Origin of the sequence: Pseudomonas maumuensis, assembly GCF_019139675.1 — a bacterium.
GTDB classification, from domain to species: Bacteria; Pseudomonadota; Gammaproteobacteria; order Pseudomonadales; family Pseudomonadaceae; genus Aquipseudomonas; species Aquipseudomonas maumuensis.
In genome coordinates this window covers 2,015,618-2,039,600 of record NZ_CP077077.1, presented here as the reverse complement: position 1 = coordinate 2,039,600, position 23,983 = coordinate 2,015,618, and the positions used below count along the sequence as shown (strand labels likewise).

The window sequence follows — 23,983 nt, the reverse complement described above, 5'->3', positions numbered from 1 at the left end:
AACCGCCTGATGAGCCAATCGTTCGACGTCGCCGCCCTGGCCGCGACCTATGCCAGCAAGTCCCCGCAGGAGATCCTCAAGCTCGCCTTCGAACACTTCGGCGACGATCTGTGGATCTCCTTCAGTGGCGCCGAAGATGTGGTGCTGGTGGACATGGCCTGGAAACTGAACAAGCAGGTCAAGGTGTTCAGCCTCGACACCGGACGCCTGCATCCGGAGACCTACCGCTTCATCGACCAGGTGCGCGAGCAGTACAACCTGCCGATCGAGATCCTCAGCCCGGATCGCGACAAGCTCGACCCGTTCGTCAAGGAAAAGGGCCTGTTCAGCTTCTACAAGGACGGCCATGGCGAATGCTGCGGCATCCGCAAGATCGAGCCACTGCGCCGCAAGCTGGCCACTGTCAGCGCCTGGGCCACTGGCCAGCGCCGCGACCAGAGCCCGGGCACTCGCAGCCAGGTCGCGGCCCTGGAGATCGACAGCGCCTTCTCCACCCCCGAGCGCACTCTGTACAAGTTCAATCCGCTGGCGCAGATGACCAGCGAGGAAGTCTGGGGCTACATCCGCATGCTCGAGCTACCCTACAACAGCCTGCACGAGCGCGGCTTCATCAGCATCGGCTGCGAGCCATGCACCCGCCCGGTGCTGCCGAACCAGCATGAGCGCGAAGGACGTTGGTGGTGGGAAGAGTCGACCCAGAAGGAATGCGGGCTGCACGCCGGCAATCTGATCGGCAAGGCTTGAAATAGCTGGGGAAGCTGCGGTTCGTCGCCACGACAAGCCAGCTTCCACCGCGAACGCGCCAGCCTCCAGCCATGCGCCATCCTGTGGGAGCCGGCTTGCCGGCGAAAGGGCCGTGAAACGGCCCCATACAGTCTGGAATCAATGCACCGGCAGCTCGACACCTTCGAACAGTTCTTCGAGCTCCTGCTTGTTATGACACTGGATCGCCTTGGCCATCACCTCACGGGTCAGGTGCGGCGCGAACTTCTCGATGAAGTCGCACATGAAACCACGCAGGAAGGTACCGCGACGGAAGCCGATCTTGGTGATGCTGGCTTCGAACAGTTCGCTGGCATCCAGGCACACCAGGTCGCTGTCGAGTTTCGGGTCCACCGCCATCTTGGCCACAATACCCACGCCCAGGCCCAGGCGTACATACGTCTTGATCACGTCGGCGTCGGCCGCGGTGAACACCACCTTCGGCGTCAGGCCACGGTGGTTGAACGCCTCGTCGAGCTTGGAACGGCCAGTGAAGCCGAATACGTAGGTGACGATCGGGTACTCGGCCACTGCCTCCAGGGTCAGCTTCGGCAGCTTGGTCAGCGGGTGCCCCTGAGGCACCACGACGCAGCGGTTCCACTTGTAGCACGGCATCATGATCAGGTCGCCGAACAGCTCCAGCGCTTCAGTGGCGATGGCGAAATCGACGGTGCCGTCAGCCGCCATCTCGGCGATCTGCATGGGCGAGCCCTGGTGCATGTGCAGAGCGACTTCCGGGTACTGCTTGATGAAATTGCTGATCACCGGCGGCAGCGCATAGCGCGCCTGGGTGTGGGTGGTGGCGATCGACAGGGTGCCCTTCTTCTCGTTGGAGAACTCCTGGGCGATTTGCTTGATGCTTTCGACCTTGCGCAGGATCTCGCCGGCGGTATTGATGATGCGCTCGCCCGCCGGGGTGACGCGGGTCAAGTGCTTGCCGCTGCGGGCGAAGACTTCAACACCCAGTTCGTCCTCGAGCAGGCGGATCTGCTTGCTGATCCCGGGCTGGGAGGTATACAGGCTCTGCGCCGTCGCGGAAACGTTGAGGTCATGGTGCGCCACTTCCCAGATGTAGCGCAGTTGCTGAAGCTTCATAGATATCCCTCAAAGGCGGTAGGTCACCGGCGCGCCGGCAGCGACGAGTTATAACTATATTAGTGGCTTGAGAAATAAATCTAGAACTATTTTGTTACGTTCGTAGGAAAAAGCCCTACCGCCAGGTTCACGATTTCCTACGCCCGAGATGGTGAGCCAACGGCACCATGTACACCGGCACCGTTGATAGTTGCAGCAGCCGAACCGCCGTGCGACCGATCGGTACATCCACCCCCGCCCCGGCGCTATGGCTGCCGAAGATCAGCAAGTCGACCGACAACCGCTGGGCCTGCTCGAGGATCACCTGGGCCGGGTCGCCCTGGCGAACCCGCACCGCGCGGATCAGTGCCAGGTCAGCCGGCTCGGTCATCTCGTCACGAAAGTTTTCCAGCACCCGCTGCTCGATATTGGCCATGACCGTGTTGATACCCTCGCCGTGCAACGTGTCGAGGGTCTGCTCATCCAGATAGCTTTGCAGCAAGGATTCGGCGAACTGCCCCATGGGCTCCACGGCATGAATCACATACAGCTCTGCGTTGAAGGTCCGCGCCAAGGCCAAGGCGTGCTGCATGACGAAGGGCGCATACACACCGAGGTCTGTAGCAAACAGCATGGAACGGATCATTAGACCTCCTCGACTGCCGCTACGGCAGAGCAAGCTTGAGCTTAGCAGCGCCATGAGCAGTCGCCTGGCCGTCCGGCGCACAGCCTTCGCGGCCTTCAGGCTTGCCGGTTACGCCGATCGATGAACGCCAGGGCCTGATATAGCGCCTCCATGCGCGGCAGTTCGCAGCCAGCCGCACGCGCACGGGCCAAGGGTTCGGCGTAGATCGCCTGCAGTTCCAGCGGCCGCTGCAGGACATGATCGTGGTACATGCTCGGCCAGTAGTCCGGCATCTTCTCGGTCACCCGGAACAGGTGCTCGGCATAGCCTTGCGGCAACTCGAGGCCGCAGGCCCTGGCACCCGCCACCACCTCCGCCATCAATGCCTGGATCAGCGCCCGGCTGTCGGCATCGCCCATCAAAGGAGTGGTGCTGGCCTGCAGCAGCACCGAAAGGCCGTTGTAGGGCACGTTCCACACCAGTTTCTGCCAACGTGCCTGGTCGAGATCGGCCATGGCCTGGGAGTCGATGCCCGCAGCCCGGAACAGCTCGGCGCCCTCCTCCACTACTGCCGCAGCGTCACCCTGTGCCGGGCCACTGTGATAGCCCAGGTTCACCGCGCCCAACGATTGGTGGCGGATCACCCCGGGGCGCTCGCGGTTGACGCAGATGAAGCACAGCCCGCCCAGCAGGTGCATGTCCGGGCGCAAGGCCGGGCGCAGCTGCTCCTCGACCCCAAGGCCGTTCTGCAGCAGCACCACCCTGGCCTGCGGCGCCGCGGCTTGCACGATCAAGGGCGCCAGCTCGGCATTACTGGTTGCCTTGGCCCCCACCAGCAGCCAGTCGCAAGGTGGCATGTCGGCGGCAGAGGCGTAGGCCTGCACGGGCATGCGCACCAGGCCATGCACGGCGCTGTCGAGCTGCAACCCCTGCTCATGCACGACCTGGTATTCACTGCGCAGCAGAAAATGCACGTCGAAACCGGCGCGGGCCAGCATCAGGCCATAGAAGCCACCGATTGCGCCGCTGCCGATGATGCCTATGCGGGGATTGCCAACCTGAGGGTCGAGGGACGCCATGCCGTGCTCCTGGTCAAGAGTCATTGTTATTGGTCAGCCACTATACGCAGGTGTCGCTGCCACGGCGAAATCATCCCACCAGGCAGCAAGCTCGTGCCCAAAAGCCGCTTGGCCGGCAAAAACCCGTATCGACGGGGCCCAGCCCATTGTCGCGCCCCCGCTAACGCGCTAAGGTTCGGCCTCCCCGCTGCGAACAATCTGCTGCTGGGCCGCACGGGGATCGCTGGCGGCCGGCACCCGTGACCTGACGAGTAACACGATGGCTGATTTACCGATCGATGACCTTAACGTTGCCTCCAACGAGACCTTGATCACCCCCGATCAGCTCAAGAAGGAAATCCCCCTCAGCGCCAAGGCCCTGCAGACCGTGACTGCCGGCCGTGAAGTGGTGCGCAATATCCTCGACGGCAAGGACCATCGCCTGTTCGTGGTGGTCGGCCCGTGCTCGATCCACGACATCAAGGCTGCCCACGAGTACGCCGAGCGCCTGAAGGTACTGGCCGAGGAAGTTTCCGACACCCTGTACTTGGTCATGCGCGTGTACTTCGAGAAGCCGCGCACTACCGTCGGCTGGAAAGGCCTGATCAACGACCCGTACCTGGATGACTCGTTCAAGATCCAGGACGGCCTGCACATCGGCCGCCAGCTGCTGCTGGACCTGGCCGAGAAAGGCCTGCCCACCGCCACCGAAGCGCTTGACCCGATCTCCCCGCAATACCTGCAGGACCTGATCAGCTGGTCGGCCATCGGCGCGCGCACCACCGAATCCCAGACCCACCGCGAGATGGCCTCCGGCCTGTCCTCGGCGGTCGGCTTCAAGAACGGTACCGATGGCGGCCTGACCGTGGCGATCAACGCCCTGCAGTCGGTGTCCAAGCCGCACCGCTTCCTGGGCATCAACCAGGAAGGTGGCGTGTCCATCGTCACCACCAAGGGCAACGCCTACGGCCACGTGGTACTGCGCGGCGGCAACGGCAAGCCCAACTATGACTCGGTGAGCGTCGCCCTGTGCGAACAGGACCTGGCCAAGGCGAAGATCAAGCCGAACATCATGGTCGACTGCAGCCACGCCAACTCCAACAAAGACCCGGCCCTGCAGCCTTTGGTCATGGAGAACGTGGCCAACCAGATCCTCGAAGGCAACCAGTCGATCATCGGCCTGATGGTCGAGAGCCACCTGAACTGGGGCTGCCAGGCCATTCCGAAGAACCTCGACGAGCTGCAGTACGGCGTGTCGGTCACCGACGCCTGCATCGACTGGGCCGCCACCGAGAAGACCCTGCGCAGCATGCACGCCAAGCTCAAGGACGTGCTGCCCAAGCGTCAACGCGGCTGAGAAATCGCGCAAACGAAAACGCCGGGCAATGCCCGGCGTTTTCATGTGTGCGTGCTGCCAGGTCAGGCCTTGCTCGAATGACGCTGCTGGCGCTCCATGTAGCGCTCGACATAGGAGCACGACGGGATGACCGTATAGCCCATCTGCTCGGCGTACTCCAGGGCCTTTTCGGTCAGCGCGGCGGCAATCCCGCGCCCACGCAGGGCGTTGGGAACGAAGGTGCGATAGATGTCCAGCGTCTGCTTGCCCAGGTCCATGTAAGTCAGGTAGGCCCGGTGACCGTCCACGGTGGTCTCGAACTGATGACCGGCCTGGTCATGGTGGATGGTCAGCGTTTCGCTCATCACTACTCCTCGCAGGTCTTGTCGGCAGACCCATACCTTACCGATGTGGTTTATCCGGCGGAGGAACCTCCACGCCACCTGTTGCCCTTGGACAGCAGCGCGAACTGGATCGTTCTGCGTCGATGGCACCCTCAAATAGTAGGCGGCGCCAGCGAGAATGCTCAAGCCGCCCTGAATGAAAATGCTGACAGCATCCTGCCCAGGCCTTGGCAACAGCAACCGGATGTTCTTGAGCTAAGACGCTGAGGGACAGTTAAAGTCACCCTTAGTTCAACAAAAAAGTTCCCGTACTACAATCGCTTGCGAACGCTGGCCATGGCTTTCACAGTTTGTTTACAAACCCCGTCACCGGAGCCCTCGACAGCATTTTTTTTGCAGTTCTTGCGCTCAGTCAGTTTACTTACTACAAGTAATGGGTACTATGTACGCCGGCCAGTTTCTCTTTTCCGAGAGATGGCTATTTAATAGAAAGTCCTTGAAGGGGAACACGATGAACAACGTTCTGAAATTCTCTGCTCTGGCTCTGGCCGCAGTTCTGGCTACCGGTTGCAGCAGCGTATCCAAAGAAACCGAAGCTCGCCTGACTGCTACCGAAGACGCAGCAGCTCGCGCTCAGGCTCGTGCAGACGAAGCCTACCGCAAAGCTGACGACGCTCTGGCAGCTGCTCAGAAGGCTCAGCAAACTGCTGACGAAGCCAACGAGCGCGCTCTGCGTATGCTGGACAAAGCCAGCCGCAAGTAATAATCCTCACGGATTGTTATGGAGCCGACCCACTTGTGGGTCGGCTTTTTTATTGCCTGGAAGAAAGCCTGTTGCTGCAAGGCCAAACAACAGGGGCCGCTTTGCGCCCCATCGCGGGACTAGCCCCCCCCTACAGCGCAACACGCGCATACCTGTAGGAGGGGGCTTGTCCCGCGATAAGCCGCAAGGCGGCCCCTAGCTCTGTACAAAAAGCGCCCTGCTAGTTAGTTACCCGTAGGCAATCGCTTACTGCAACTCCGGTGGAATGCTCGACACCATCGGCGCGCTTGCGCCATTGGTGGGTACGGCGATCTCGACCGGCATGCCATCTTCGGCAGCGACCACATCGCGCACCATGTCCCAGTTCATGCGCAAGTTGTTGGCCAGGTCTTCGCGCTTGAGCAGCGCATTGATGACGGCAGTGTGCTTGTCGACCACCGACGGGTTGCCATGGTCGTCCAGCGGCGTGTGGGCTTCCAGATAGACTTTGCCAGCACTGATACCGAACTTGTACGGCTCGTTGATGATGCGTACCGGCGTACCCACCGGGACCATCTTCGACAGCGTCAGCACATTGTTGTTGAGCATGCGGAAGCAGCCGTGGCTGGTGCGCATGCCGATACCGAACTTCTTGTTCGAGCCATGGATCAGGTAGCCCGGCACCCCAAGGGTGAACTTGAACGGACCCAGCGGGTTGTCCGGCCCGGCCGGCACCACGGTCGGCAGGATGTCGCCATCGGCGGCGTGCTCGGCACGGATCGAGGCCGGCGGGGTCCAGGTCGGATTTGGCGTCTTGGCGGTGATCTTGGTGTTCGCGATCGGCGACCCCCAGCCCTCGCGGCCAATACCCAGCGGGAAGGTATGCACTACGTTCTGCCCTTTCGGGTAGTAGTAGAGACGGTACTCGGCCAGGTTGATGACGATGCCTTCACGCGGCCCCGGCGGCAGGATGTAGCGGGTCGGCAGGATGATCTCGGTACCGGCGCCCGGCAGCCACGGGTCGACGCCTGGGTTGGCAGCGATCATTTCCAGGTAGCCGAGATCGTTGGCGGTACCGATGTCGGCGAAGGTGTCTTCGTACTTGGCCTGGATAGTATGGACCTGGCCGACAACGTCCTCACCGGGGGGTGGCAACGGCAGTTCCAGCGCAACAGCGGGGCCTGTCGCCAGCAAGGCGGCCAGGGTCAGGCTACGGGTGACGGCGGGAAAGCGCGGCAACATCCGGGAAATCCTTCGAAAGGTCAGTCAAGGGAATCGATTGTACACCCGCGTCGAAACAAGCGGGAGGCGCAAGCATTTCAGATGATGAAAGGCGTTCAGAGTTCCGGCCACACCGGGCGCATGCCACGCCGCTGGGCATCGAGGATTGCCTTGCACAACTCACACAGGCGCTCGTCACGGTAGATGGTGCGCTCGACGTCCGACCAGCGCGGCTGCGCGGGCAGCAGGCCACCACACAAGGTACGGTCGACAGGCACGCCGAGCTCGAGCTGGCGGGCGGCGAGGTGGATGCGCACTTCCTGGCAGGCAAACAGGTCGAGCTGCTCGTCGGGCTCGATCAGTTGGTAGGCGTACAGGGACCAGGCAGGGCGCGGCATCGGGGGCACTCGAAACGGGGGGCGCAACATTAGCCGAAAGCGGCCCCCGATAAAAGCGTCACAGCAAGGGTTTTATCGCCGGCCAAGCATTTTCCAGCAAACGCTGCTGGGCGGCGGCTGCAGGATGGATGCCATCGGCCTGCATCAGCTCCGGCACCCCACCCACGCCCTCGAGAAAAAATGGCACCAGCGGCACTTTTTTCTCCGTGGCCAGTTGCTCATAGACCTGGGCGAACGCCGTGGTATAGCGCACACCATAGTTCGGCGGCAGGCGCATGCCCAGCAGCAGCACCTTCGCACCCGCCTCGCGGGACTGGTCGATCATTGCCGCAAGATTCTGTTGCAATTGCTGCGGTGGCTGCCCGCGCAGGCCATCGTTGCCCCCCAACTCCAGCACCACCAGATCCGGCTTGTGCGCTGCAAGCAGCGCCGACAGCCGCGCCTGGCCGCCCGCGCTGGTGTCACCACTGATGGAGGCATTGACCACCTGGTCGTCAAAACCCTCCTTGCGCAGTTGCTGTTGCAGCAGATTGACCCAGCCCTGGCGGGTATCCAGGCCAAAACCGGCGCTGATACTATCGCCGACGACCAGCAACGTTCCCGCCGCCGCGCCCTGGGCCAGGCAACACAGGACCAGACCGGCACTCAACCACCACATTCGCATCGGATTCTCCATGGGCCCCAGCATTCTCGTTGCGCAGAACCTTAGCAAAGTGGTCCCCAGCGCGGAAGGCGACTTGACCATCCTCCACGCCCTTTCCCTCGACCTCACCCAGGGCGACAGCCTGGCCATCGTCGGTGCTTCCGGTTCCGGCAAATCCACACTGCTGGGATTGCTAGCCGGGCTCGACCGGCCCAGCGCCGGCAAGATAATCCTGGCCGGACACGACCTCGGCCCTCTCGACGAGGACCAACGTGCCCAGGTGCGAGCCGAGCACGTGGGGTTCGTGTTCCAGTCGTTCCAGTTGCTCGACAGCCTCAACGCCCTGGAGAACGTCATGCTGCCGCTGGAGCTCGACGGCCGCCGCGATGCCCGCGAACACGCCCGCGACCTGCTCGAGCGGGTCGGCCTGGGCAAGCGCCTGAGCCACACCCCACGCCAGCTCTCCGGCGGCGAGCAGCAGCGGGTGGCGATCGCCCGCGCCTTCGCCGCGCAACCGGCCGTGCTGTTCGCCGACGAGCCCACCGGCAACCTCGACAGCCACACCGGCGAGCGCATCAGCGACCTGTTGTTCGAACTGAACCAGGAGCGCGGAACCACCCTGGTGCTGGTAACCCACGACGAACGCCTGGCCAAGCGCTGCCGCCGCCTGATCCGCCTGGATGCCGGTCGCCTGGTGGCGCCCCTGGAGCCCTGATGACCCGCCTATCGTTTCCACGACTGTGTGTCCTGGCCCTGCGCCAATTGCAGCGCGACATCCGCGCCAGCGAAGTGCGCGTACTGTTCTTCGCCTTGCTGGTCGCGGTAGCGGCCAGTACCGCCATCGGCTACTTCGGCGCCCGCCTCAACGGCGCCATGCAGTTGCGCGCCAGTGAGTTCCTCGGCGCCGACCTGGTTCTGCAAGGCAGCGCCCCGCCCAGCACACAGCAAATCACCGATGGCACGGCGCTGGGCTTGGGCCATGCGCGGGTGGTGGAATTTACCAGCGTGGTCGGCGGCGACAGCGGCATCCAGCTTTCCAGCATCAAGGCCGCCGACCCCGCCTATCCACTGCGTGGCCAATTGCGCAGCGCGGCGGCGCCCTACGCCGAAGAAACGCCAGGCGGCGGCCCCGCGCCGGGCGAAGCCTGGGTCGAGCCGCGCCTGCTCGCGGCGCTGGGCCTGGCCATTGGCGACAGCATCGACGTCGGTATGAAGACCCTGCGCATGAGCCGCGTGCTGACCTACGAGCCCGACCGCGCCGGCAACTTCTACAGCCTTACGCCGCGAGTGCTGATGAACCTCGCCGACCTCGATGCTACCGGGGTGATCCAGCCCGGCAGCCGAGTCAGCTACCGCGACCTGTGGCGCGGTGATATCGACGCCTTGCAGCAGTACCGGCAGACGGCGGAAAAAAGCCTCGCCGCCAACCAGCGCCTGCTCGACACCCGCGACGGCAACCGGCAGATCGGCGGCGCCCTGGGCAAGGCCGAGCGCTACCTGAACATGGCGAGCCTGGTGGCGGTGCTGCTGGCCGGCGTCGCCGTGGCCCTGTCGGCCAGCCGCTACGCCGCGCGGCGCCTGGATGCCAGCGCCTTGCTGCGCTGCCTGGGGCTTTCCCGGCACCAGGCCCTCGGCCTCTTCAGTCTGCAGCTGGCCATGCTCGGTGTCGCCGCGGCGCTCGCCGGCGCCCTGCTCGGCTGGCTGGCGCAGCTGGGGTTGTTCCGCCTGCTCGAGGGCCTGTTACCCAGCCAGGTGCCGCCCGGAGGCCTCACCCCGGCGCTGGCCGGCATCGGCACCGGATTGGTAGCCCTGGCCGGTTTCGCCTTGCCGCCGCTGGCAGCCCTTGGTCGTGTGCCGCCGCTGCGGGTGCTGCGCCGCGACCTGCTGCCACTGCCACCGAGCAGTTGGTTGGTGTACGGCGCCGCCCTGCTCGCTCTGGGCCTGATCATGTGGCGCCTGAGCCTGGACTTGCTGCTGACCTTCGCCCTGCTCGGCGGCGGGCTGATCGCCGCCTTGCTGCTGGGTGGATTGCTGTTGCTCGGCCTGCGCAGCCTGCGCCGGTTGCTGGCTGGCGCGCCACTGGCCTGGCGCCTGGGGCTCGGGCAATTGCTGCGTCACCCGCTGGCCGCCGCCGGCCAGGCCCTGGCCTTCGGCCTGATCCTCCTGGCAATGGGCCTGGTCGCTCTGCTGCGGGCGGAGCTGCTCGACACCTGGCAGGCGCAGTTGCCCAAGGACGCGCCCAATCATTTCGCGCTGAACATCCTGCCCGATGAGCGCCAGCCGTTCGCCGAACGCCTGGCCCAGATCAACGCCACCGCCGCGCCGCTGTACCCGGTGATTCCCGGCCGCCTGACCCATATCAACGAGCAGCCGGTGCGCCAGCTGGTCAGCAAGGAGTCCACCGGCGAGCGCGCCATCCAACGCGACCTCAGCCTGACCTGGGCCGCCGAGCTGCCCCAGGGCAATGCCCTGAGCGCCGGCCGATGGTGGCAGCAGGCGCCCGCCAACGATGAAATCCCCGGGGTTTCGGTCGAGGCCGAGCTGGCCCAGAGCCTGCACCTGCAACTGGGCGACCTGCTGACCTTCGACATCGGCGGCCAGCAACGCCAGGCCCGGGTCAGCAGCCTGCGCAGCGTGCATTGGGACAGCTTCCAGCCCAATTTCTACATGATCTTCCAGCCGGGCACCCTGCAAGGGCTGCCCACCACCTACCTCACCAGCTTCTACCTGGCGCCAGGCCACGACCAGGAGATCGTCGCGCTGTCCCGGGCCTTCCCGGCGGTAACCGTGCTACAGGTCGATGCGCTGCTTGCCCAGCTGCGCAGCATCCTCGCCCAAGTCACCCTGGCGGTGGAATACGTGCTGCTGTTCGTGCTCGCCGCGGGGCTGGCGGTGCTGTTTGCCGGCCTGCAGGCGACCCTCGACGAACGCATCCGCCAGGGTGCCCTGCTGCGAGCGCTGGGAGCGGCACGCCCGCTGCTGGTTAAGGCACGACGCATCGAGTTCGGCCTGCTCGGCGCCGCCAGCGGCCTGCTCGCGGCACTGGGCTGCGAGCTGATCACCTTCGGCCTGTACCGCCATGCCTTCGACCTGGCCTGGGCGCCGCACCCGGCATTGCTCCTCCTACCGCTGCTGGGCGCGCTGCTGATCGGCGCCGCCGGTGGCTACGGCACCCGACGGGCACTGAACAGCAGCCCGCTGGCCGTGCTGCGCGAGGGCTGAACCCTGGGCTCAGGGCTGGCTGGCCTGCAGGCGGCCGCGCAGGCGCAGCCGGCCCACCACCCCGGCCATGAGCACCACCGGGGCAGCGACGGCGATCGCCAGGTGGTTCAGGTCCAGCGGCGGGATACAGCTGAGGAACAGCGAGTACAGGGCGCCGGCCATCATCTGCAGAAAGAAGAACTGCCCCGACGACAAGCCGACGTCCTGGCTGACGCAACGCAACAATCCCGCCTGCGTGATCGGAATGACCATGCCGGTACAGACCAGCAGCGCAATCATCGGCAGCAGGAACACCAGCATCCCCGGCCCCACCAGCAGCAGCCCCAGAGACAGGCCGATGCAACCGCCCAGCCCGATCATCGCGGCGAGCGCCAGCAGCGCGTCGAGGTCGTGGGTCTGGCTCAGGCGCCGGGCGGTGGTACTGCCCGCCACATAGCCGCAGGCGCAGGCACCAATTAGCGCGCCATACTCCAGCTCACTGAAGCCCAGCACCTGCTGGAAGGCATGGGACGACGACGACAGGAGCGCGAAGTAGCTCATCCACACCAGACTGATACAGGCCGCATTGCGCCGATAGTCAGGGTTGCCCATGTTGCGTCGGTACACGCGCCAGATGTCGCCCAGCGAGCCGATCGGCTGCCCGCCACTCGACATCGGCCTGGTCAGGGCGACAAATACCAGCAACACCAGCAGGTTGAAGGCGCCGGCACACAGCAACACCCCGCGCCACCCCAGCTCCGGCAGGACTGCCCCGGCCAGCAGTGGCACCACGCAAGGCGTGACGGCAATGGCCGAGGCCAGGATGCTGAGAATCGGCAGACGCTGCGCTTCGGGATAGACCTCCCTGACGACCAGCCGCGTGGTCACGGTACTGACGCAGCCACCGAGCGATTGCAACAGGCGGCCAAGGATGAACAGGGTGAACCCCTCGGCACTGGCCGCCAGCAAGGCGCCGACCATCGCCAGCACCAAGCCGCCCAGTTGCACGGCCCTGGGGCCGAATCGATCGGAAAGCAGCCCGGCCATGATCACCGAGACGGCATAGCCGACCATGTACACCACGAGCGTGTTCTGCACGCTCGCCACCCCCACATGGAGATCCTGGGCCAACCGCGCCGATGCCGGCACCATCACGCCCAGCCCGACCTGCGGCACCATGGCGGCGCTCAACAACGCCAGGGTCAACCAGGGCCTCCCGCTCGGTACACTCATGCCAGCTTCACCTGTTCGTAGTGCGGGGCCAGCAACGCGGGCAAAAGGCGCTCGATCTGGCGGCTGATCATCGGCAGCGAACTGGTGTAGTAGTGATTGCCCGATGCCAACTGACCCAGTGCGAAGAGCTGGCTGCTCGGCTGACCGTAGCGGTCGATGACCCGGTGTGACCCGAACTCAACCTTGATGCCACCGAACGGGTGCATCTGGGCCACGCCGTTGCCGACCATGGCGCCGACCAGCGCCTCGCCAACCTTGCCGATTCCGCCGGTCTCGGAACGGGTGGCGTTGATTACCCAATCCACCTGCTCCGTGCCGCCACCGTGCATCAGCCTGAAGCTGCGTTCATCCACCGGCTGTACCGTTTCGAGGCCACCCCGGATGGAAAGCTGACCCGACTCGAGCAACTGCAGCAACTTGGCCGCGGTCTGCGGCGGCATCGGGTTGCACAGACTCATGAACACGCAATGGTGATTGCCCAGATAGGCGCGTCGGTCGGCATCGCTGAGGCTGTCCCAAGCCTGCTCGATGTAGTCCTTGCTCATGTCCACCAGCACCGGCAGCCACTTCGCGCCCGCCTGCGCCGCCGCGAGGTGCCGAACCAGGCGCGCCCTGGCGCACTGCACGGGCGCCAGCTCCTCGCTCAAGCCGTCCATGTCCACACCCTGGGCGCGCAATTCGTCCGCGACGATCCGCAGCCAGTCCTGCCAGGCGATATTGCCGGCCACATCGCGTTTGCCGGCCATCAGCTCGGGGCTCAGGACCCGGTACTGGAAATCGTGGTGTGGCATCCGCACGGCGGGCAGCAAACCATTTCTCGACAGCATGCTGATCGGGCCCTGATGGCCTTGCGCGGCGAGGGCCAGCACGGCGTCCACCGCCGACAGACTGGTGCCGATGATCGCCACGTGATCGTGACTGCCGATGCCGGCAAAGCGGGTCCACATCGGGTAGGGGTTGCCAATGTAGCGAGGCATGCAACCAAGGCCGAACAGATCATGGGGTTCTGCGGTACCGATACACACCGCGACGCGGTCGAAGCTGCGCGCCGGGCCTCCGGCAGTGCCCACCAATACCCCCTCGGCGGTCACCGACAGGCTCGTTGCCCTGGCCGCGACCACCTGGATCGGCTGCCCCCGCCGGCGCGCATTGCCAAGCTGCTGGGCGAAGCACTCCGACAGGTACTGACCAAAGTAGCGTCGCGGCAGGAATTCCTGGCTGGCCAGTTCCTCGCCATGGTGCGCCTTGAGCCAGTCGACGAAGTGCCCGGGATCCTGGCGCTTGATCGACATGAAACACGCCTGACGGTTGAGCAGGCCGTAATCGCCATCGTGCTGGTAGGCCCTGCCCGGGCCGATGCGTGGATCGGCTTCGTACACCGTGATCGCCACATCCAGCCCCTCTTTGCGCGCATGCAGTTCGATGGCGTCTATCAGCGTGATCGCCGTCGCCCCCCCACCGATGATCGCGACTCGCAGCGACGCGTGGCCGCGCTGCGACACCGATGGGACAGGCAACAACTGCAGAACCGTCATGACTCGTTGACTCCTTCAAAGAATGAATACCGGTTCCGTCTGCGCCCGAAACGCACGCGCAGCAGAACCGGGCGCGCTTCTTTGCGCACCGCAACAAATTGTTACGTGCGTTGAGCTTAGGGACTGCGCTGGATACCATGAAGGTCCATTAAGCCCTTCTGCATGTGGACCACTTATGGCCAGAGGCAAACAACCCCTTGCCCTTGACCTTGCCCTGCCGTTCGAACTGTCCGCCAAACCGTCGGCCCGCAAGCACCAACTGCTCTATGCCTTCCTGCAAGATCTGCTCGCCTGTGGCCATCTGGCGCCCGGCACACGTCTGCCCTCCACCCGCACCCTCGCCCAGCGCTGGGGGGTGGCGCGGGGCACCGTCGAGCTGGTTTTCGAGCAACTCGCTCTGGAAGGCTGCATCCTGCGCCGACAAGGCGCGGGCTCGGTGGTCGCACCGCTGCGTCCCGACACGCTGATCGCGGCCAACGACCAAGGCCTGGCCACGCTCCCGTGTCCCCGCGAGCCCGTGCCTTGCGCCAGCCCTGCCTCCATGCCCGAGGTCCGACTGCAGACGGGCGTCCCGTTCATCGCCCGACTGGCCGACCCGACATTACTCGAACAGCGTCACCTGCAACTGGCCGCCGATGCCCTTGCCGCGATCACCGAGAGTGCTCCGCACGCGGGCGATGCGTCGCTGCGCAAGGCTATCGCGACGCACATCCGCCTTTACCGCGGCATCGAGTGCGACGTCGAGGATATCGTCGTGACCCAGGGCATTCGCCACACGCTGCACTTCATCAGCCAGTGGCTGGAAAAGGACGACGCCATCGCCCTGGAGGACCCGGGCTACTCCTGGGCCGCACGCATGTTCGAACAGACCGGCAGGCGGGTGATCTGCGTCGCCGTCGACCAGGCAGGCCTGGATGCCGAACAACTGGCCAGGCACGACAACGTCCGCGCAGTGCATACCACTCCTGCGCACCAGGCTCCACTGGGCATCTGCATGAGCGTCCAGCGACGCCAGGCGCTGCTGGCCTGGGCGCAGGCCCGCGATGCCTACATCGTCGAGGATGACTATGACAGCGAATACAACTATGCCTGCGCGCCCCTGCCGGCGATCAAGGCGCTCGACCAGCAAGACCGGGTGCTGTTCTGCGGCAGCTTCAACAAGACCTTGTTCAGCGGGCTGAGGCTGGGCTTCGCGGTGGTGCCGCGAACCTTGCGCGCACGGTTCATCGACTGGCTGGCGGCAACGGGACAGACGCCGGGGATCATCGCCCAGCGGACGGTGCGCCAGTACCTGGTGCATGGCCACTATGAACGGCACCTGCGCATTGCCAGGCAGACCTACCAACGCCGCCGGGACCTGCTGCTCGAGCGTCTCGCGGCAGAGCCAGGCATGACCGTAAGCGGCGAGCAATCCGGCCTGCACTTCGTCCTTTGGTTGCCCGACGGCGTCAGTGAGCAGGCGTTCTGCGAGCGAGCCCGGCAACGCGGGCTGGTGTTGCAGCCAATCGGCCTGTTCTGCCGCAAGCACACCTGGCCCGCCGGCGTGCTGATCGGTTATGCAGCGCTCACCGATGAGCAAATCGAAGCAGCGGCACAGGTGCTGGTAGAGGTCTATCGGGCATCACTGCCCAGATAGCTGATGCGGTTGACGTACCAGGTCGCCTCCCCCGTGGGCGTATGCACCACTACCTCGTCGCCCTCCTCCTTCTTGAGCAACGCCCGGGCCATGGGCGAGTCGATGGAGATGTAGTCGTTGCGTCCGTGGATCTCGTCATAGCCGACGATGCGAAAGCGCAACTGCTCGCCGTCGTCGTTCTCGATGTCCACCCAGGCGCCGAAGAATACTTTGCCCTCTTGCTGGGGCGAGTACTCGACCACCTTGACGTCTTCCAGGCGCTTGCGCAGGTAACGCACGCGGCGGTCGATCTCGCGCAGCAGCTTCTTGTTGTACTGGTAGTCGGCGTTCTCGCTGCGGTCGCCCAGCGAGGCGGCCCAGGTGACCTTCTGGGTGATTTCCGGGCGATAGACCCGCCACAGATGATCGAGCTCCTTTTTCAGGGCTGCGTGGCCTTCGGTGGTGATGATGTTGGTGCTCAACGACTGTCTCCTCAGCGCATCCACAGCAGGCGCAAGGCGCCCACCGAGAGACCGAGCTTAACGAAAAACGCCTGGCCGCGACACGCCGCTCAACGGCGGGTGATCAGCCCCTGGCGGGCGATGCGGGTGAGCTGGCCGATGACCTCGTCGGCATCCTGCGCTGCGGGGGCTTGGATCACCGCCAGGTCGAAGCGGTCGTCACCGTACTGGTCGAGCCGGTCACAGCTGTCGGAGAACTGGATGAGGAAGGCACAGGCCTGGCCCTTGCGCCGGGAGAAACCGTCGAGATTGCGCAAAAGCGTGGGTTGATGCTCGCCGCCGAGCAGAATGCGCGGGGTTCGGGAAACCTGGTTCTTGGCCAGGGGGGTCAAACAAACACTGGTACGTGGGCAACTCATGGAGTGTCTCTCCGCCTCGCTGTTCCCGCTGGGCAGCGGTGGGAGGCGTCACCGAACCAGCGCTTTAGCGGTATTTCGGAAGACCCGCCGGGGCCTCTCCTGCGCCCCGCAAGTAGCTGTTTAAATCGGCGCAATCGGTATGCTAGAGGGACACGCCGCAAGTTACAAGCTGCAAGTCGATCACTTTGACCACTTGCAGCTTGAGGCGTGAAGCTTGCAGCTTTATTTCAGCGTGCGATCAGTCGGTCCAGCGACAGGCGGCCCGCGCCTTCGATCAGCACCGCCACGGTACCGGCCAGCAGCGCCAGGGCGAATTCATAACCGTTGTTGGACATGAACAGCCCGTTGCCGATATGCACCGAGAAGATCGCCACGACCAGGGTCACGCTTAGCGCCAGCGCAGCCGGGCGGGCCAAAAGGCCGACCACCAGCGCCAGGCCGCCAAAGAACTCGGCGCTACCGGACAGCAGGGCCATGAGGTAGCCCGGAGCCAGGCCGATGCTTTCCATCCACTGGCCGGTGCCTTCCAGGCCGTAGCCACCGAACAGGCCGAAGAGTTTCTGCGCGCCGTGGGCCATGAAGATGACGCCGACCAGGATGCGCACGACGCTCAGGCCATAACCGGCGTGGGTGCTGAAAAGTGCTTTCAGGGAGTTGTTCATGAGGTGCTTCCTTGTTTGAGCAGGTGTGTGTTGGATGGGCGCCATCATAATCAAATCATCAAATAAGAAAATCGCAATAATCGCGTAAAACATATCGGATAATTAGATTTAATTAACGCTTGGCCACCCGCTCCAGGGAGGCGCGCTCGCGGTTGAACGCGAGGTAGTACTTGTTGACGCTGTTGACGAAGTTCACCGGCCCCATACCCACCTGCTCCATGGCGATGCGCTCGGTCTGGAAGAACCACTGGTTGCCATTGAGCCCGCGCCGCCGGGCTTCGGCGCGCATGGCCTGAACCCGCTCCGGCCCGAGATTGTAGGCGGCCAGGATGAACGCCATGCGCTCGCGCTCGTTGAGCTGGGGGCTGGCGAAGAACTTGCGGCGGATCAGCGCCAGGTAGCGGGCGCTGGCCTGGACGTTGCCATCCACCGTGGCAGTGTTGCTCACGCCTACCCGCTGGGCCGCCGACGGCGTGATCTGCATCAGCCCGTGGGCACCGCCGGTGCCGCGCGCCTTGGGATCGAGGGTGGACTCCTTGAACGCCAGGGCGGCCAGGTTGAGCCAGTCGAATTGCTGGTCGCTGCCATGCTTCTGCAGCACCGGGCGCAACGAGGCCAGACGTTGGCGGTCCTGGCGGGCCAATGGATTGTGTACCCGGTACTGACGCCGATAGATGCGCTCGAACGCCGCGTCCTGGTTGTCGGGCGCGCGGTAGGTGGCCAGGAAGCGGTCCACCGCCGTGCGCAACATCGGCGCATCCTTGCGCAGATACCAGCGCATGGCCTGGGGTGTAGCCAACTGCAGCTTGCTGTCGACCCGCAGGCGCGGCATCACTCGCGCCCAGCGCTGGGCGATCGGACGCTCCACCACGGTCAGCGGGTAGATGCCGGCCTGGACCATCTCCAGCACATCCTCCACCGCCAGCGTTGGGTCGACCCACTCCACCTTGATCGGTGCTCGCTTGCGCAGCGCCAGCTGCTGGTTGATCGCCTCGATCGCCGGCCCCGCCGCACTGGCGGTGGTCAGGGCGATGGTGCGCCCGGACAACTGCTCGGCGCGGTTGTAGCCGCGCTCGCCCTTGCGCCCGACCAGTTGCAGGGGAACCTGGTCGAGGACCGGGGCACTGGCATCGATACCACGCACCACGCCAGGGTCGAGCAACTCACCGGGCGCGGCAAGATCGCCCTCGCCGCGCTGCAGCGCGGCGAGCAACTGTTCCTTGGCCCGGGGAATGATCTGCAGGGTGATTTCCTGGCCGTCGGCGACCCGGGCATTGAGGGCGTGCTCCAGGGCACGCAGGCGGTAGTACTCGATCCCGACCGGTTCACCCTTTACCTCGCCAGAGCTGTTGCGGCTCTGGTTGACCAGCACCCGCAACACCTTGCTCGCGCGGATCTGCGCCAGGTCACGCGCCTGGCTGGCCGGCACATGCTGCTGCGGCCCGGCTTCGCCGGCAGCTACCGGCCCGGCGGCCAGCAGTCCGGACAGCAACAGGCAAGTCAAAAAGGTTCGCAACATGGGGATAAGGGTCCGAGAGCGGTTGGCGGGCACCATGTGCTGTGATCGATCGGTGATAAATGACCGCAACAGACCACGGCAAACGTTTGAAGTTCTTGGTTTTTTCTCGACATCCCGGTTTTTGCTATGCTGGCCGCCCCGCGGCACGAGGTAGCACCATGCAACTGATCGATATCGGCGTCAACCTGACCAACAGCAGTTTCCGCGACCAGCAGGCGGCCGTCGTCGAGCGTGCCGTGCAAGCCGGCGTGGCGCAGATGGTCGTCACCGGCACCAGCCTGGATGTCAGCACCGAGGCGCTGGAACTGTGCCAGCAACTGGACGAACCCGGCCAGCGCCTGTTCTGCACCGCCGGCGTACACCCTCATGACGCCAGCCACTGGACCAACGCCAGCGAACGCCAACTGCGCGAACTGCTTGCCCAGCCACGGGCCGTGGCAGTGGGCGAATGTGGCCTGGACTTCAACCGCGACTTTTCCCCGCGCCCCGCCCAGGAAACGGCCTTTGAGGCGCAGTTGGCGCTGGCTGTCGAGTTGCGCCTGCCGGTATTCATCCACGAGCGCGAGGCCAGTGAACGCCTGCTGGCGATCCTCAAGGACTACCGTGACCACCTGAGCGCCGCAGTGGTGCATTGCTTCACCGGTGAGCGCGAGGCGCTGTTCGCCTACCTGGACATGGACCTGCATATCGGCATCACCGGCTGGATCTGCGACGAACGCCGTGGCACCCACCTGCATGCTCTGGTCGGCAACATCCCCCAAGGCCGCCTGATGCTGGAAAGCGATGCCCCCTATCTGCTGCCGCGAAGCCTCAGGCCCAAGCCGAAGAACGGTCGCAACGAACCTGCGTTCCTGCCAGAGGTGCTGCGCGAGGTGGCGCTGCACCGCGGTGAAACGGTGCAGCACACCGCCGCCCACACCAGCGCCTGCGCCCGCACGTTCTTCGCTCTGCCCGAGATTTCTTGACACATATCAACGAGGGCCCTGGCCTTGGCGGGCACAATGATGGCACCTTGCCAATAATGTTTCCGCCAATTCAGAGAAGACCTTCCATGGGTGCCTGGCTTAGCAACGTTTCCCTTAAATACAAGTTCTGGGCCGTCAATGCGGTGGCCTTCGTCACCACACTGATGCTGGTGCTCTACGCGGTATACCTGGAGCAGCAGGCACGCGCCAGCGGCGCCCAGGCGCAAGCTCAAGCCCAGGCTGAACTGCTGGCGGCCTGGCCCGCCGGGCAGGCCCTGCCCACCCAGGCCAACCTGATCACCTGGCGCAATGGCCAGACTCCGCAATTCGCCGGTGAACCCCTCGAGGCCCTGCGCGATGGCCAGGGCTGGGTCGAGCTGCCTGGAGCCTGGCTCCTTGGCGACAACCCACTGCGCGGCGCCCAGGTACTGCGTCGGGACGACCAACAACTCGCCGTGATCGCCCAGTCGCCAAGCCTGCGCCAGGTCTATTTCGACCGTTTCAGCAACTACGCCGTGTGCGTGCTGATCCTGATGCTGGCGATGCTGTGCGCCTCGCAGCTGCTGATCCGCTTCCTGCTCAGCCAGCTCAACACCCTCAAAGACGTGATGCTGCATGTGGAGAAGACCGGCGACCTCTCGGCCCGAGTGCCGCTGGCCTGCGGCGACGAGGTCGGGCAGATGGCTGGGGCCTTCAACGCCATGCAGACTACCTACCACCGCGTGGTCAGCACCGTGGCGCGCACCGCCGCGCAGCTGGACTCCGGCGCCGCGCGCCTGGCCGGCAGCATGGACGAGGTGCGCCACGGCATGATCGGCCAGCAGAGCGAGACCGACCAGGCGGCCACCGCGATCAACGAGATGACCGCCACGGTGCATCATATCGCCCAGCACGCCGGCGCCACCCGCGACCTGTCGCAGACCGCCGACACCCTGGCCGGCAGCGGCCAGGCCGTGGTCAGCCGCGTGCAGGACTCGATTGCCGGGCTGTCCAGCGGTGTGCAGCAGACTGCCGAGATGATCCGCCAACTGGCTGACGACAGCCAGAAGATCAATGGCGTGGTGGGGGTCATCCACAGCATCGCCGAACAAACCAACCTGCTTGCCCTCAACGCCGCCATCGAGGCCGCCCGGGCCGGCGATCTGGGCCGCGGCTTCGCCGTGGTCGCCGACGAAGTGCGCAACCTGGCCAAGCGCGTGCAGACCTCCACCGACGAAATCACCACCATGGTCGCCGACCTGCAGGCCGGCACCCGCGACGCAGTGGATTTCATGCAGGAAAGCTCGTACAAGGCCGACGATTGCGTCAAGCAGGCGCGCGAGGCCGGCGAGGCCCTGGCCGAGATCACCAGCGCGGTGGCGCAGATGCGCGAAAGCAACACCCAGATCGCCGTGGCCGCCGAGCAGCAGAGCCAGGTAGCCGAGGAGATGAACCGCGCCGTCGTCAGCATCCGCGACGTGACCGAAGAGACCGTGCAGCAGACCGTGGGTTCGGCCACCACCAGCAGTGAGCTGGCGACTCTCGCTGGCGAGCTGAACAAGGCCATCGGCCAGCTCAAGCTCTGACCCTCACTGGCTATGGTCGCCATAGCCAGCCTCGATTGGCCCCCGCTCGGGGGCCGCACTAAGCTTTGGACAGGCCCCTGAGGATCCGTCCATGAGCAAACGACTGCCCAACCTGCCCGCCTGGCAATGGCGCGGCTACCACCACAATCACCGCCATCCCACCAACCTGGTGCTGCATTTGATCGCCGTGCCGCTGTTCATCCTGGGCGCGCTGCTGGTGTTGTCGGGGCTGTTCGCGCTGGACCTGTCGCAGATCGCCGTGGGCGTCATCGCGTTGGTCGCCGGGCTCGGCCTGCAACGCCAGGGGCATCGCCTGGAAGCCGAACAACCCGAGCCCTTCACTGATCGCAGGGACGCCATGCAACGCCTGCTCACCGAACAGTTCATCACCTTCCCGCGCTTCGTGCTGAGCGGTGCCTGGTGGCGGGCCTGGCGCGAGCGGCACAAGCATCGCCACTGACCGAAAACATCGCGGGGCAAGCCCACTCCCACAAGCGCCATTGAACGGCGTGGGAGCGGGCTTGCCCCGCAATTGACTTGATGAAGATGCCTCAGGCGAATACGGTCACCGTCTGCCGGCTCAACGCCAGCAACTCCCCTTCGGCCGTCCACAACGCAGCGGCCGCATGCCCATAGCCATCCCGGGCATACTCGGTCTCGACGACATAGCGGCACCAGTCGAGCGTCGACAGCGTCGGCGTGGGCTGCACGAATTCGATGGTCCAGGTCAACGTGCTGCCTGCGGCAGGTTGCTTGAGATAGGGCAGCAGGCTCGGCGGCCAGGCATCGACCAGTGCCAGCAGGTGCGCCACCTCCACAGGGCCCTCGGCGACATCACGCAGGCGTACCCACCCGCCCATATGGCGCGAGTCGTTGCCACTGAACGGAAGGCCGCCCACCGCCCAGCGAAACGCCACGTGCTGCATGAACTCCGGTGTAATGCCCTTGATGAAGGGCAGCTCCGGTGCCGCCTCCTGCAGCGGCTTCATCTGCATCGCGGCTGGCGCCTCGACCGCCACCACGGAAGGACGACCGGCACCGAAACTGCCCTGCACCAGGGTCACCACCTGGCCATCCTGCATGGCGCGTCCGAGCAAGGTACTGACTGCCTTGCCCTCGCGCAGCACCTCCACCTCCAGGCTGATCGGCACATCCGGCGCCGCCGGGCCGACGAAGGTGATGGCCAGCGAACGCACCGGGCGGTTGTCGCCGAGCTTCTGGCGCATCGCTTCGTGCATCATCGCCGCCATCAGGCCGCCGAACACCGCCCGCCCCTGGGCCCAGCCAGCCGGCACGCTGACCGCCTCGGGGTGAGCGCGCGCGGCTGTCAGCAATTCTGTGAAGTTCATGTGCCAGGGCTCCTGCGCGAAAAGAACCGATAGTAACCAGCGATCACGCCAGCCACAGCCCGCATTTCGGTCATTTGCCGGGACTAACGGCGCGCCAGGGCTTTTTGCAATGCCTCGAGAGTCAGATCCGAGCGCCCCTCGGCAGCATGCAGCTCATGCTCCCAGGCCACCTTGCAGCCCGCCAGGTCGCTGTGCTCACGCACCTGCAGCAACCACTGCACGCGGTCATGCCAGTCGCCAAGATCGCCTTGCGCCTTCTTCAACAGACGCTGCAGCTTCCTGCTGGCATGCTCGAGTTGGGGGTAGGCCTCGTCCCCATAGCGAACGCGCTTGATCAGCAGGCGCAGACGATGCCGATCATGGGCCGGATCATCCAGCGCTCTGGCCAGCTTGCGCCATTGCTTCTCCAAGCGCTTGTCGATGCGCCTGCGCAGGCCTTGCACCAACCCTTCACGCTCGGCAGCACGCAAAAACACCGGGAAGGCATCAAGAATCGCCAGCACCCGAGCGAGCTGGGCACTGGCCGCGACACCAGCGTAGGTCCGCGCCCTTCCCTCCTGGCGGCGCTCGCCGGCCTGCACATGACCACGCCCGAGCAGTTGCGCGGCCAGCACTTCACGATCTCGCAACGGCGTGGTGAGCGTACCCAGTGACTGCGCCGCCTGCTCCAGTTGCTCGACACCCGGCAAGTCACGCAAGGGCCGCAACAGACTGCGCAACCGGCGCAGGGTGGTGCGCAGGTCGTGCAGCGCCTCGCTGTCGGTGTCGACGGCGAGGCGCTCGCGACAGGCCAGTATCGCCACCTGCACAGCCAAGACCCTGGAAACCACATGGTCGATCATGCTCGGCATGTGACGCTCCTCACTCAACGCCCGGCGCGGGACTCACGAATGTAGAAACGCGCCTTCTCGGCCTTGCGGGTGCAACCTTCGAAGCCTTCGAATTGCTGCTGGGTCTTGGCACCGGTCAGCAGCGACAACGCCTTGGAATAGCTCACGGTGCCGGCAAAGCCTTCGGCCTTGGCCAGGTCCAGTTCCTTCCAGGCGGCATCGAGCTGGGTCGCGCAACTGTCGCGATAGGCCGTCTTGCCCGCGCAGCCGGCCAGGGCCAGGGCCATCAGAGGAAGGGTGATCCAGGCTTTCATCGGTAATACCTCGAGGGTGAAAAACTAAGGTGGCCGTTCGACGGCAAAGCAAACGAAAAGTGCCCTGCTCAGCGTAGTCCAGCACGGGCTACATTGAAGCACAGGTGGCAAT

25 protein-coding genes are annotated in these 23,983 nt (G+C 64.9%); 9 read left to right on the top strand and 16 right to left on the bottom strand.

Features of this window, described 5'->3' with window-relative positions; all coding sequences use genetic code 11:
• Positions 1-9 precede the first annotated feature (9 nt).
• A complete protein-coding gene (locus KSS90_RS09350; protein ID WP_217869121.1) occupies positions 10-744 on the top strand; it encodes a phosphoadenylyl-sulfate reductase in 735 nt (244 codons plus the stop codon).
• 138 nt (positions 745-882) lie between these two features.
• Here the strand turns inward: KSS90_RS09350 and cysB are convergent, their stop codons facing one another.
• The 3 genes from cysB to KSS90_RS09335 all read right to left on the bottom strand — a co-directional run bounded on the left by cysB (position 883) and on the right by KSS90_RS09335 (position 3,540).
• Entirely contained in the window at positions 883-1,857 is a 975-nt protein-coding gene (cysB, locus tag KSS90_RS09345; RefSeq protein ID WP_011533140.1) for an HTH-type transcriptional regulator CysB, read from the bottom strand.
• A 127-nt stretch (positions 1,858-1,984) separates the two neighbouring features.
• The gene (locus tag KSS90_RS09340) at positions 1,985-2,482 is read right to left on the bottom strand and encodes a universal stress protein (protein ID WP_217869120.1); all 498 of its coding nucleotides are present in this window, start codon (positions 2,480-2,482) and stop codon (positions 1,985-1,987) included.
• Between the two features lie 95 nt (positions 2,483-2,577).
• The gene (locus tag KSS90_RS09335) at positions 2,578-3,540 is read right to left on the bottom strand and encodes a putative 2-dehydropantoate 2-reductase (RefSeq protein ID WP_217869119.1); all 963 of its coding nucleotides are present in this window, start codon (positions 3,538-3,540) and stop codon (positions 2,578-2,580) included.
• A gap of 259 nt (positions 3,541-3,799) precedes the next feature.
• Here KSS90_RS09335 and KSS90_RS09330 point away from each other — a divergent pair, with 259 nt between their 5' ends.
• The gene (locus tag KSS90_RS09330) at positions 3,800-4,876 is read left to right on the top strand and encodes a 3-deoxy-7-phosphoheptulonate synthase (RefSeq protein ID WP_011533136.1); all 1,077 of its coding nucleotides are present in this window, start codon (positions 3,800-3,802) and stop codon (positions 4,874-4,876) included.
• A gap of 62 nt (positions 4,877-4,938) precedes the next feature.
• On the opposite strand, the gene KSS90_RS09325 is transcribed toward KSS90_RS09330, so the two are convergent.
• A complete protein-coding gene (locus tag KSS90_RS09325; RefSeq protein WP_031315036.1) occupies positions 4,939-5,220 on the bottom strand; it encodes a GNAT family N-acetyltransferase in 282 nt (93 codons plus the stop codon).
• Positions 5,221-5,710: 490 nt separating this feature from the next.
• On the opposite strand from KSS90_RS09325, the gene oprI reads away from it, so the two are divergent.
• Positions 5,711-5,962 (top strand): outer membrane lipoprotei OprI, encoded by a 252-nt coding sequence (oprI, locus tag KSS90_RS09320; protein ID WP_003259780.1) that lies wholly within the window; start codon positions 5,711-5,713, stop codon positions 5,960-5,962.
• Positions 5,963-6,208: 246 nt separating this feature from the next.
• On the opposite strand, the gene KSS90_RS09315 is transcribed toward oprI, so the two are convergent.
• The 3 genes from KSS90_RS09315 to KSS90_RS09305 form a co-directional block, all read right to left on the bottom strand.
• The gene (locus KSS90_RS09315) at positions 6,209-7,183 is read right to left on the bottom strand and encodes a L,D-transpeptidase family protein (protein ID WP_046854905.1); all 975 of its coding nucleotides are present in this window, start codon (positions 7,181-7,183) and stop codon (positions 6,209-6,211) included.
• A gap of 95 nt (positions 7,184-7,278) precedes the next feature.
• Positions 7,279-7,560 carry a hypothetical protein gene (locus tag KSS90_RS09310; RefSeq protein ID WP_217869118.1) on the bottom strand — a complete coding sequence of 94 codons (282 nt, stop codon included), beginning with the start codon at positions 7,558-7,560 and terminating at the stop codon, positions 7,279-7,281.
• Between the two features lie 58 nt (positions 7,561-7,618).
• The gene (locus KSS90_RS09305) at positions 7,619-8,224 is read right to left on the bottom strand and encodes an arylesterase (protein ID WP_217869117.1); all 606 of its coding nucleotides are present in this window, start codon (positions 8,222-8,224) and stop codon (positions 7,619-7,621) included.
• Positions 8,225-8,234: 10 nt separating this feature from the next.
• Here KSS90_RS09305 and KSS90_RS09300 point away from each other — a divergent pair, with 10 nt between their 5' ends.
• Both KSS90_RS09300 and KSS90_RS09295 read left to right on the top strand, forming a co-directional pair.
• A complete protein-coding gene (locus tag KSS90_RS09300; RefSeq protein ID WP_217869116.1) occupies positions 8,235-8,918 on the top strand; it encodes an ABC transporter ATP-binding protein in 684 nt (227 codons plus the stop codon).
• Positions 8,918-11,425, top strand: coding sequence for an ABC transporter permease (locus KSS90_RS09295; protein ID WP_217869115.1), 2,508 nt, complete (start codon positions 8,918-8,920; stop codon positions 11,423-11,425). The genes KSS90_RS09300 and KSS90_RS09295 overlap by 1 nt, the downstream gene beginning before the upstream one ends.
• Before the next feature lie 9 nt (positions 11,426-11,434).
• Here KSS90_RS09295 and KSS90_RS09290 read toward each other — a convergent pair whose 3' ends face one another.
• Together KSS90_RS09290 and KSS90_RS09285 are read right to left on the bottom strand one after the other, a co-directional pair.
• The gene (locus KSS90_RS09290) at positions 11,435-12,637 is read right to left on the bottom strand and encodes an MFS transporter (RefSeq protein ID WP_217869114.1); all 1,203 of its coding nucleotides are present in this window, start codon (positions 12,635-12,637) and stop codon (positions 11,435-11,437) included.
• Positions 12,634-14,172, bottom strand: a complete 1,539-nt coding sequence (locus KSS90_RS09285) for an FAD/NAD(P)-binding protein (protein WP_217869113.1) — start codon at positions 14,170-14,172, stop codon at positions 12,634-12,636. The genes KSS90_RS09290 and KSS90_RS09285 overlap by 4 nt, the downstream gene beginning before the upstream one ends.
• Positions 14,173-14,347: 175 nt before the next feature.
• Between KSS90_RS09285 and pdxR the strand changes: the two genes are divergently transcribed.
• Positions 14,348-15,808 (top strand): MocR-like pyridoxine biosynthesis transcription factor PdxR, encoded by a 1,461-nt coding sequence (pdxR, locus tag KSS90_RS09280; RefSeq protein ID WP_217869112.1) that lies wholly within the window; start codon positions 14,348-14,350, stop codon positions 15,806-15,808.
• Here pdxR and greB read toward each other — a convergent pair.
• From greB to KSS90_RS09260, 4 genes are all read right to left on the bottom strand, one after another.
• A complete protein-coding gene (gene greB, locus KSS90_RS09275) occupies positions 15,784-16,269 on the bottom strand; it encodes a transcription elongation factor GreB (RefSeq protein WP_217869111.1) in 486 nt (161 codons plus the stop codon). The two genes, pdxR and greB, sit on opposite strands and share 25 nt — an antisense overlap.
• Positions 16,270-16,358: 89 nt before the next feature.
• The gene (locus tag KSS90_RS09270; RefSeq protein WP_217869110.1) at positions 16,359-16,667 is read right to left on the bottom strand and encodes a hypothetical protein; all 309 of its coding nucleotides are present in this window, start codon (positions 16,665-16,667) and stop codon (positions 16,359-16,361) included.
• A 227-nt stretch (positions 16,668-16,894) separates the two neighbouring features.
• Positions 16,895-17,329, bottom strand: a complete 435-nt coding sequence (locus KSS90_RS09265) for a DoxX family protein (RefSeq protein ID WP_217869109.1) — start codon at positions 17,327-17,329, stop codon at positions 16,895-16,897.
• A 112-nt stretch (positions 17,330-17,441) separates the two neighbouring features.
• Positions 17,442-18,848, bottom strand: a complete 1,407-nt coding sequence (locus KSS90_RS09260; RefSeq protein WP_217869108.1) for an MltF family protein — start codon at positions 18,846-18,848, stop codon at positions 17,442-17,444.
• A gap of 158 nt (positions 18,849-19,006) precedes the next feature.
• On the opposite strand from KSS90_RS09260, the gene KSS90_RS09255 reads away from it, so the two are divergent.
• The 3 genes from KSS90_RS09255 (at position 19,007) to KSS90_RS09245 (ending at position 21,838) form a co-directional block, all read left to right on the top strand.
• On the top strand, positions 19,007-19,813 hold the full coding sequence (locus KSS90_RS09255) for a TatD family hydrolase (protein WP_217869107.1): 807 nt from the start codon (positions 19,007-19,009) through the stop codon (positions 19,811-19,813).
• A gap of 86 nt (positions 19,814-19,899) precedes the next feature.
• Positions 19,900-21,378: a methyl-accepting chemotaxis protein gene (locus KSS90_RS09250; protein ID WP_217869106.1), complete on the top strand. Its 1,479-nt coding sequence runs from the start codon at positions 19,900-19,902 to the stop codon at positions 21,376-21,378.
• Between the two features lie 91 nt (positions 21,379-21,469).
• Positions 21,470-21,838: an Mpo1-like protein gene (locus KSS90_RS09245; protein ID WP_217869105.1), complete on the top strand. Its 369-nt coding sequence runs from the start codon at positions 21,470-21,472 to the stop codon at positions 21,836-21,838.
• Between the two features lie 91 nt (positions 21,839-21,929).
• Here KSS90_RS09245 and KSS90_RS09240 read toward each other — a convergent pair whose 3' ends face one another.
• The 3 genes from KSS90_RS09240 to KSS90_RS09230 form a co-directional block, all read right to left on the bottom strand.
• Positions 21,930-22,727 carry an acyl-CoA thioesterase gene (locus tag KSS90_RS09240; RefSeq protein ID WP_217869104.1) on the bottom strand — a complete coding sequence of 266 codons (798 nt, stop codon included), beginning with the start codon at positions 22,725-22,727 and terminating at the stop codon, positions 21,930-21,932.
• Between the two features lie 83 nt (positions 22,728-22,810).
• A complete protein-coding gene (locus KSS90_RS09235; RefSeq protein ID WP_217869103.1) occupies positions 22,811-23,578 on the bottom strand; it encodes a CHAD domain-containing protein in 768 nt (255 codons plus the stop codon).
• Between the two features lie 14 nt (positions 23,579-23,592).
• The gene (locus KSS90_RS09230; RefSeq protein WP_217869102.1) at positions 23,593-23,871 is read right to left on the bottom strand and encodes a hypothetical protein; all 279 of its coding nucleotides are present in this window, start codon (positions 23,869-23,871) and stop codon (positions 23,593-23,595) included.
• Positions 23,872-23,983: the final 112 nt, after the last annotated feature.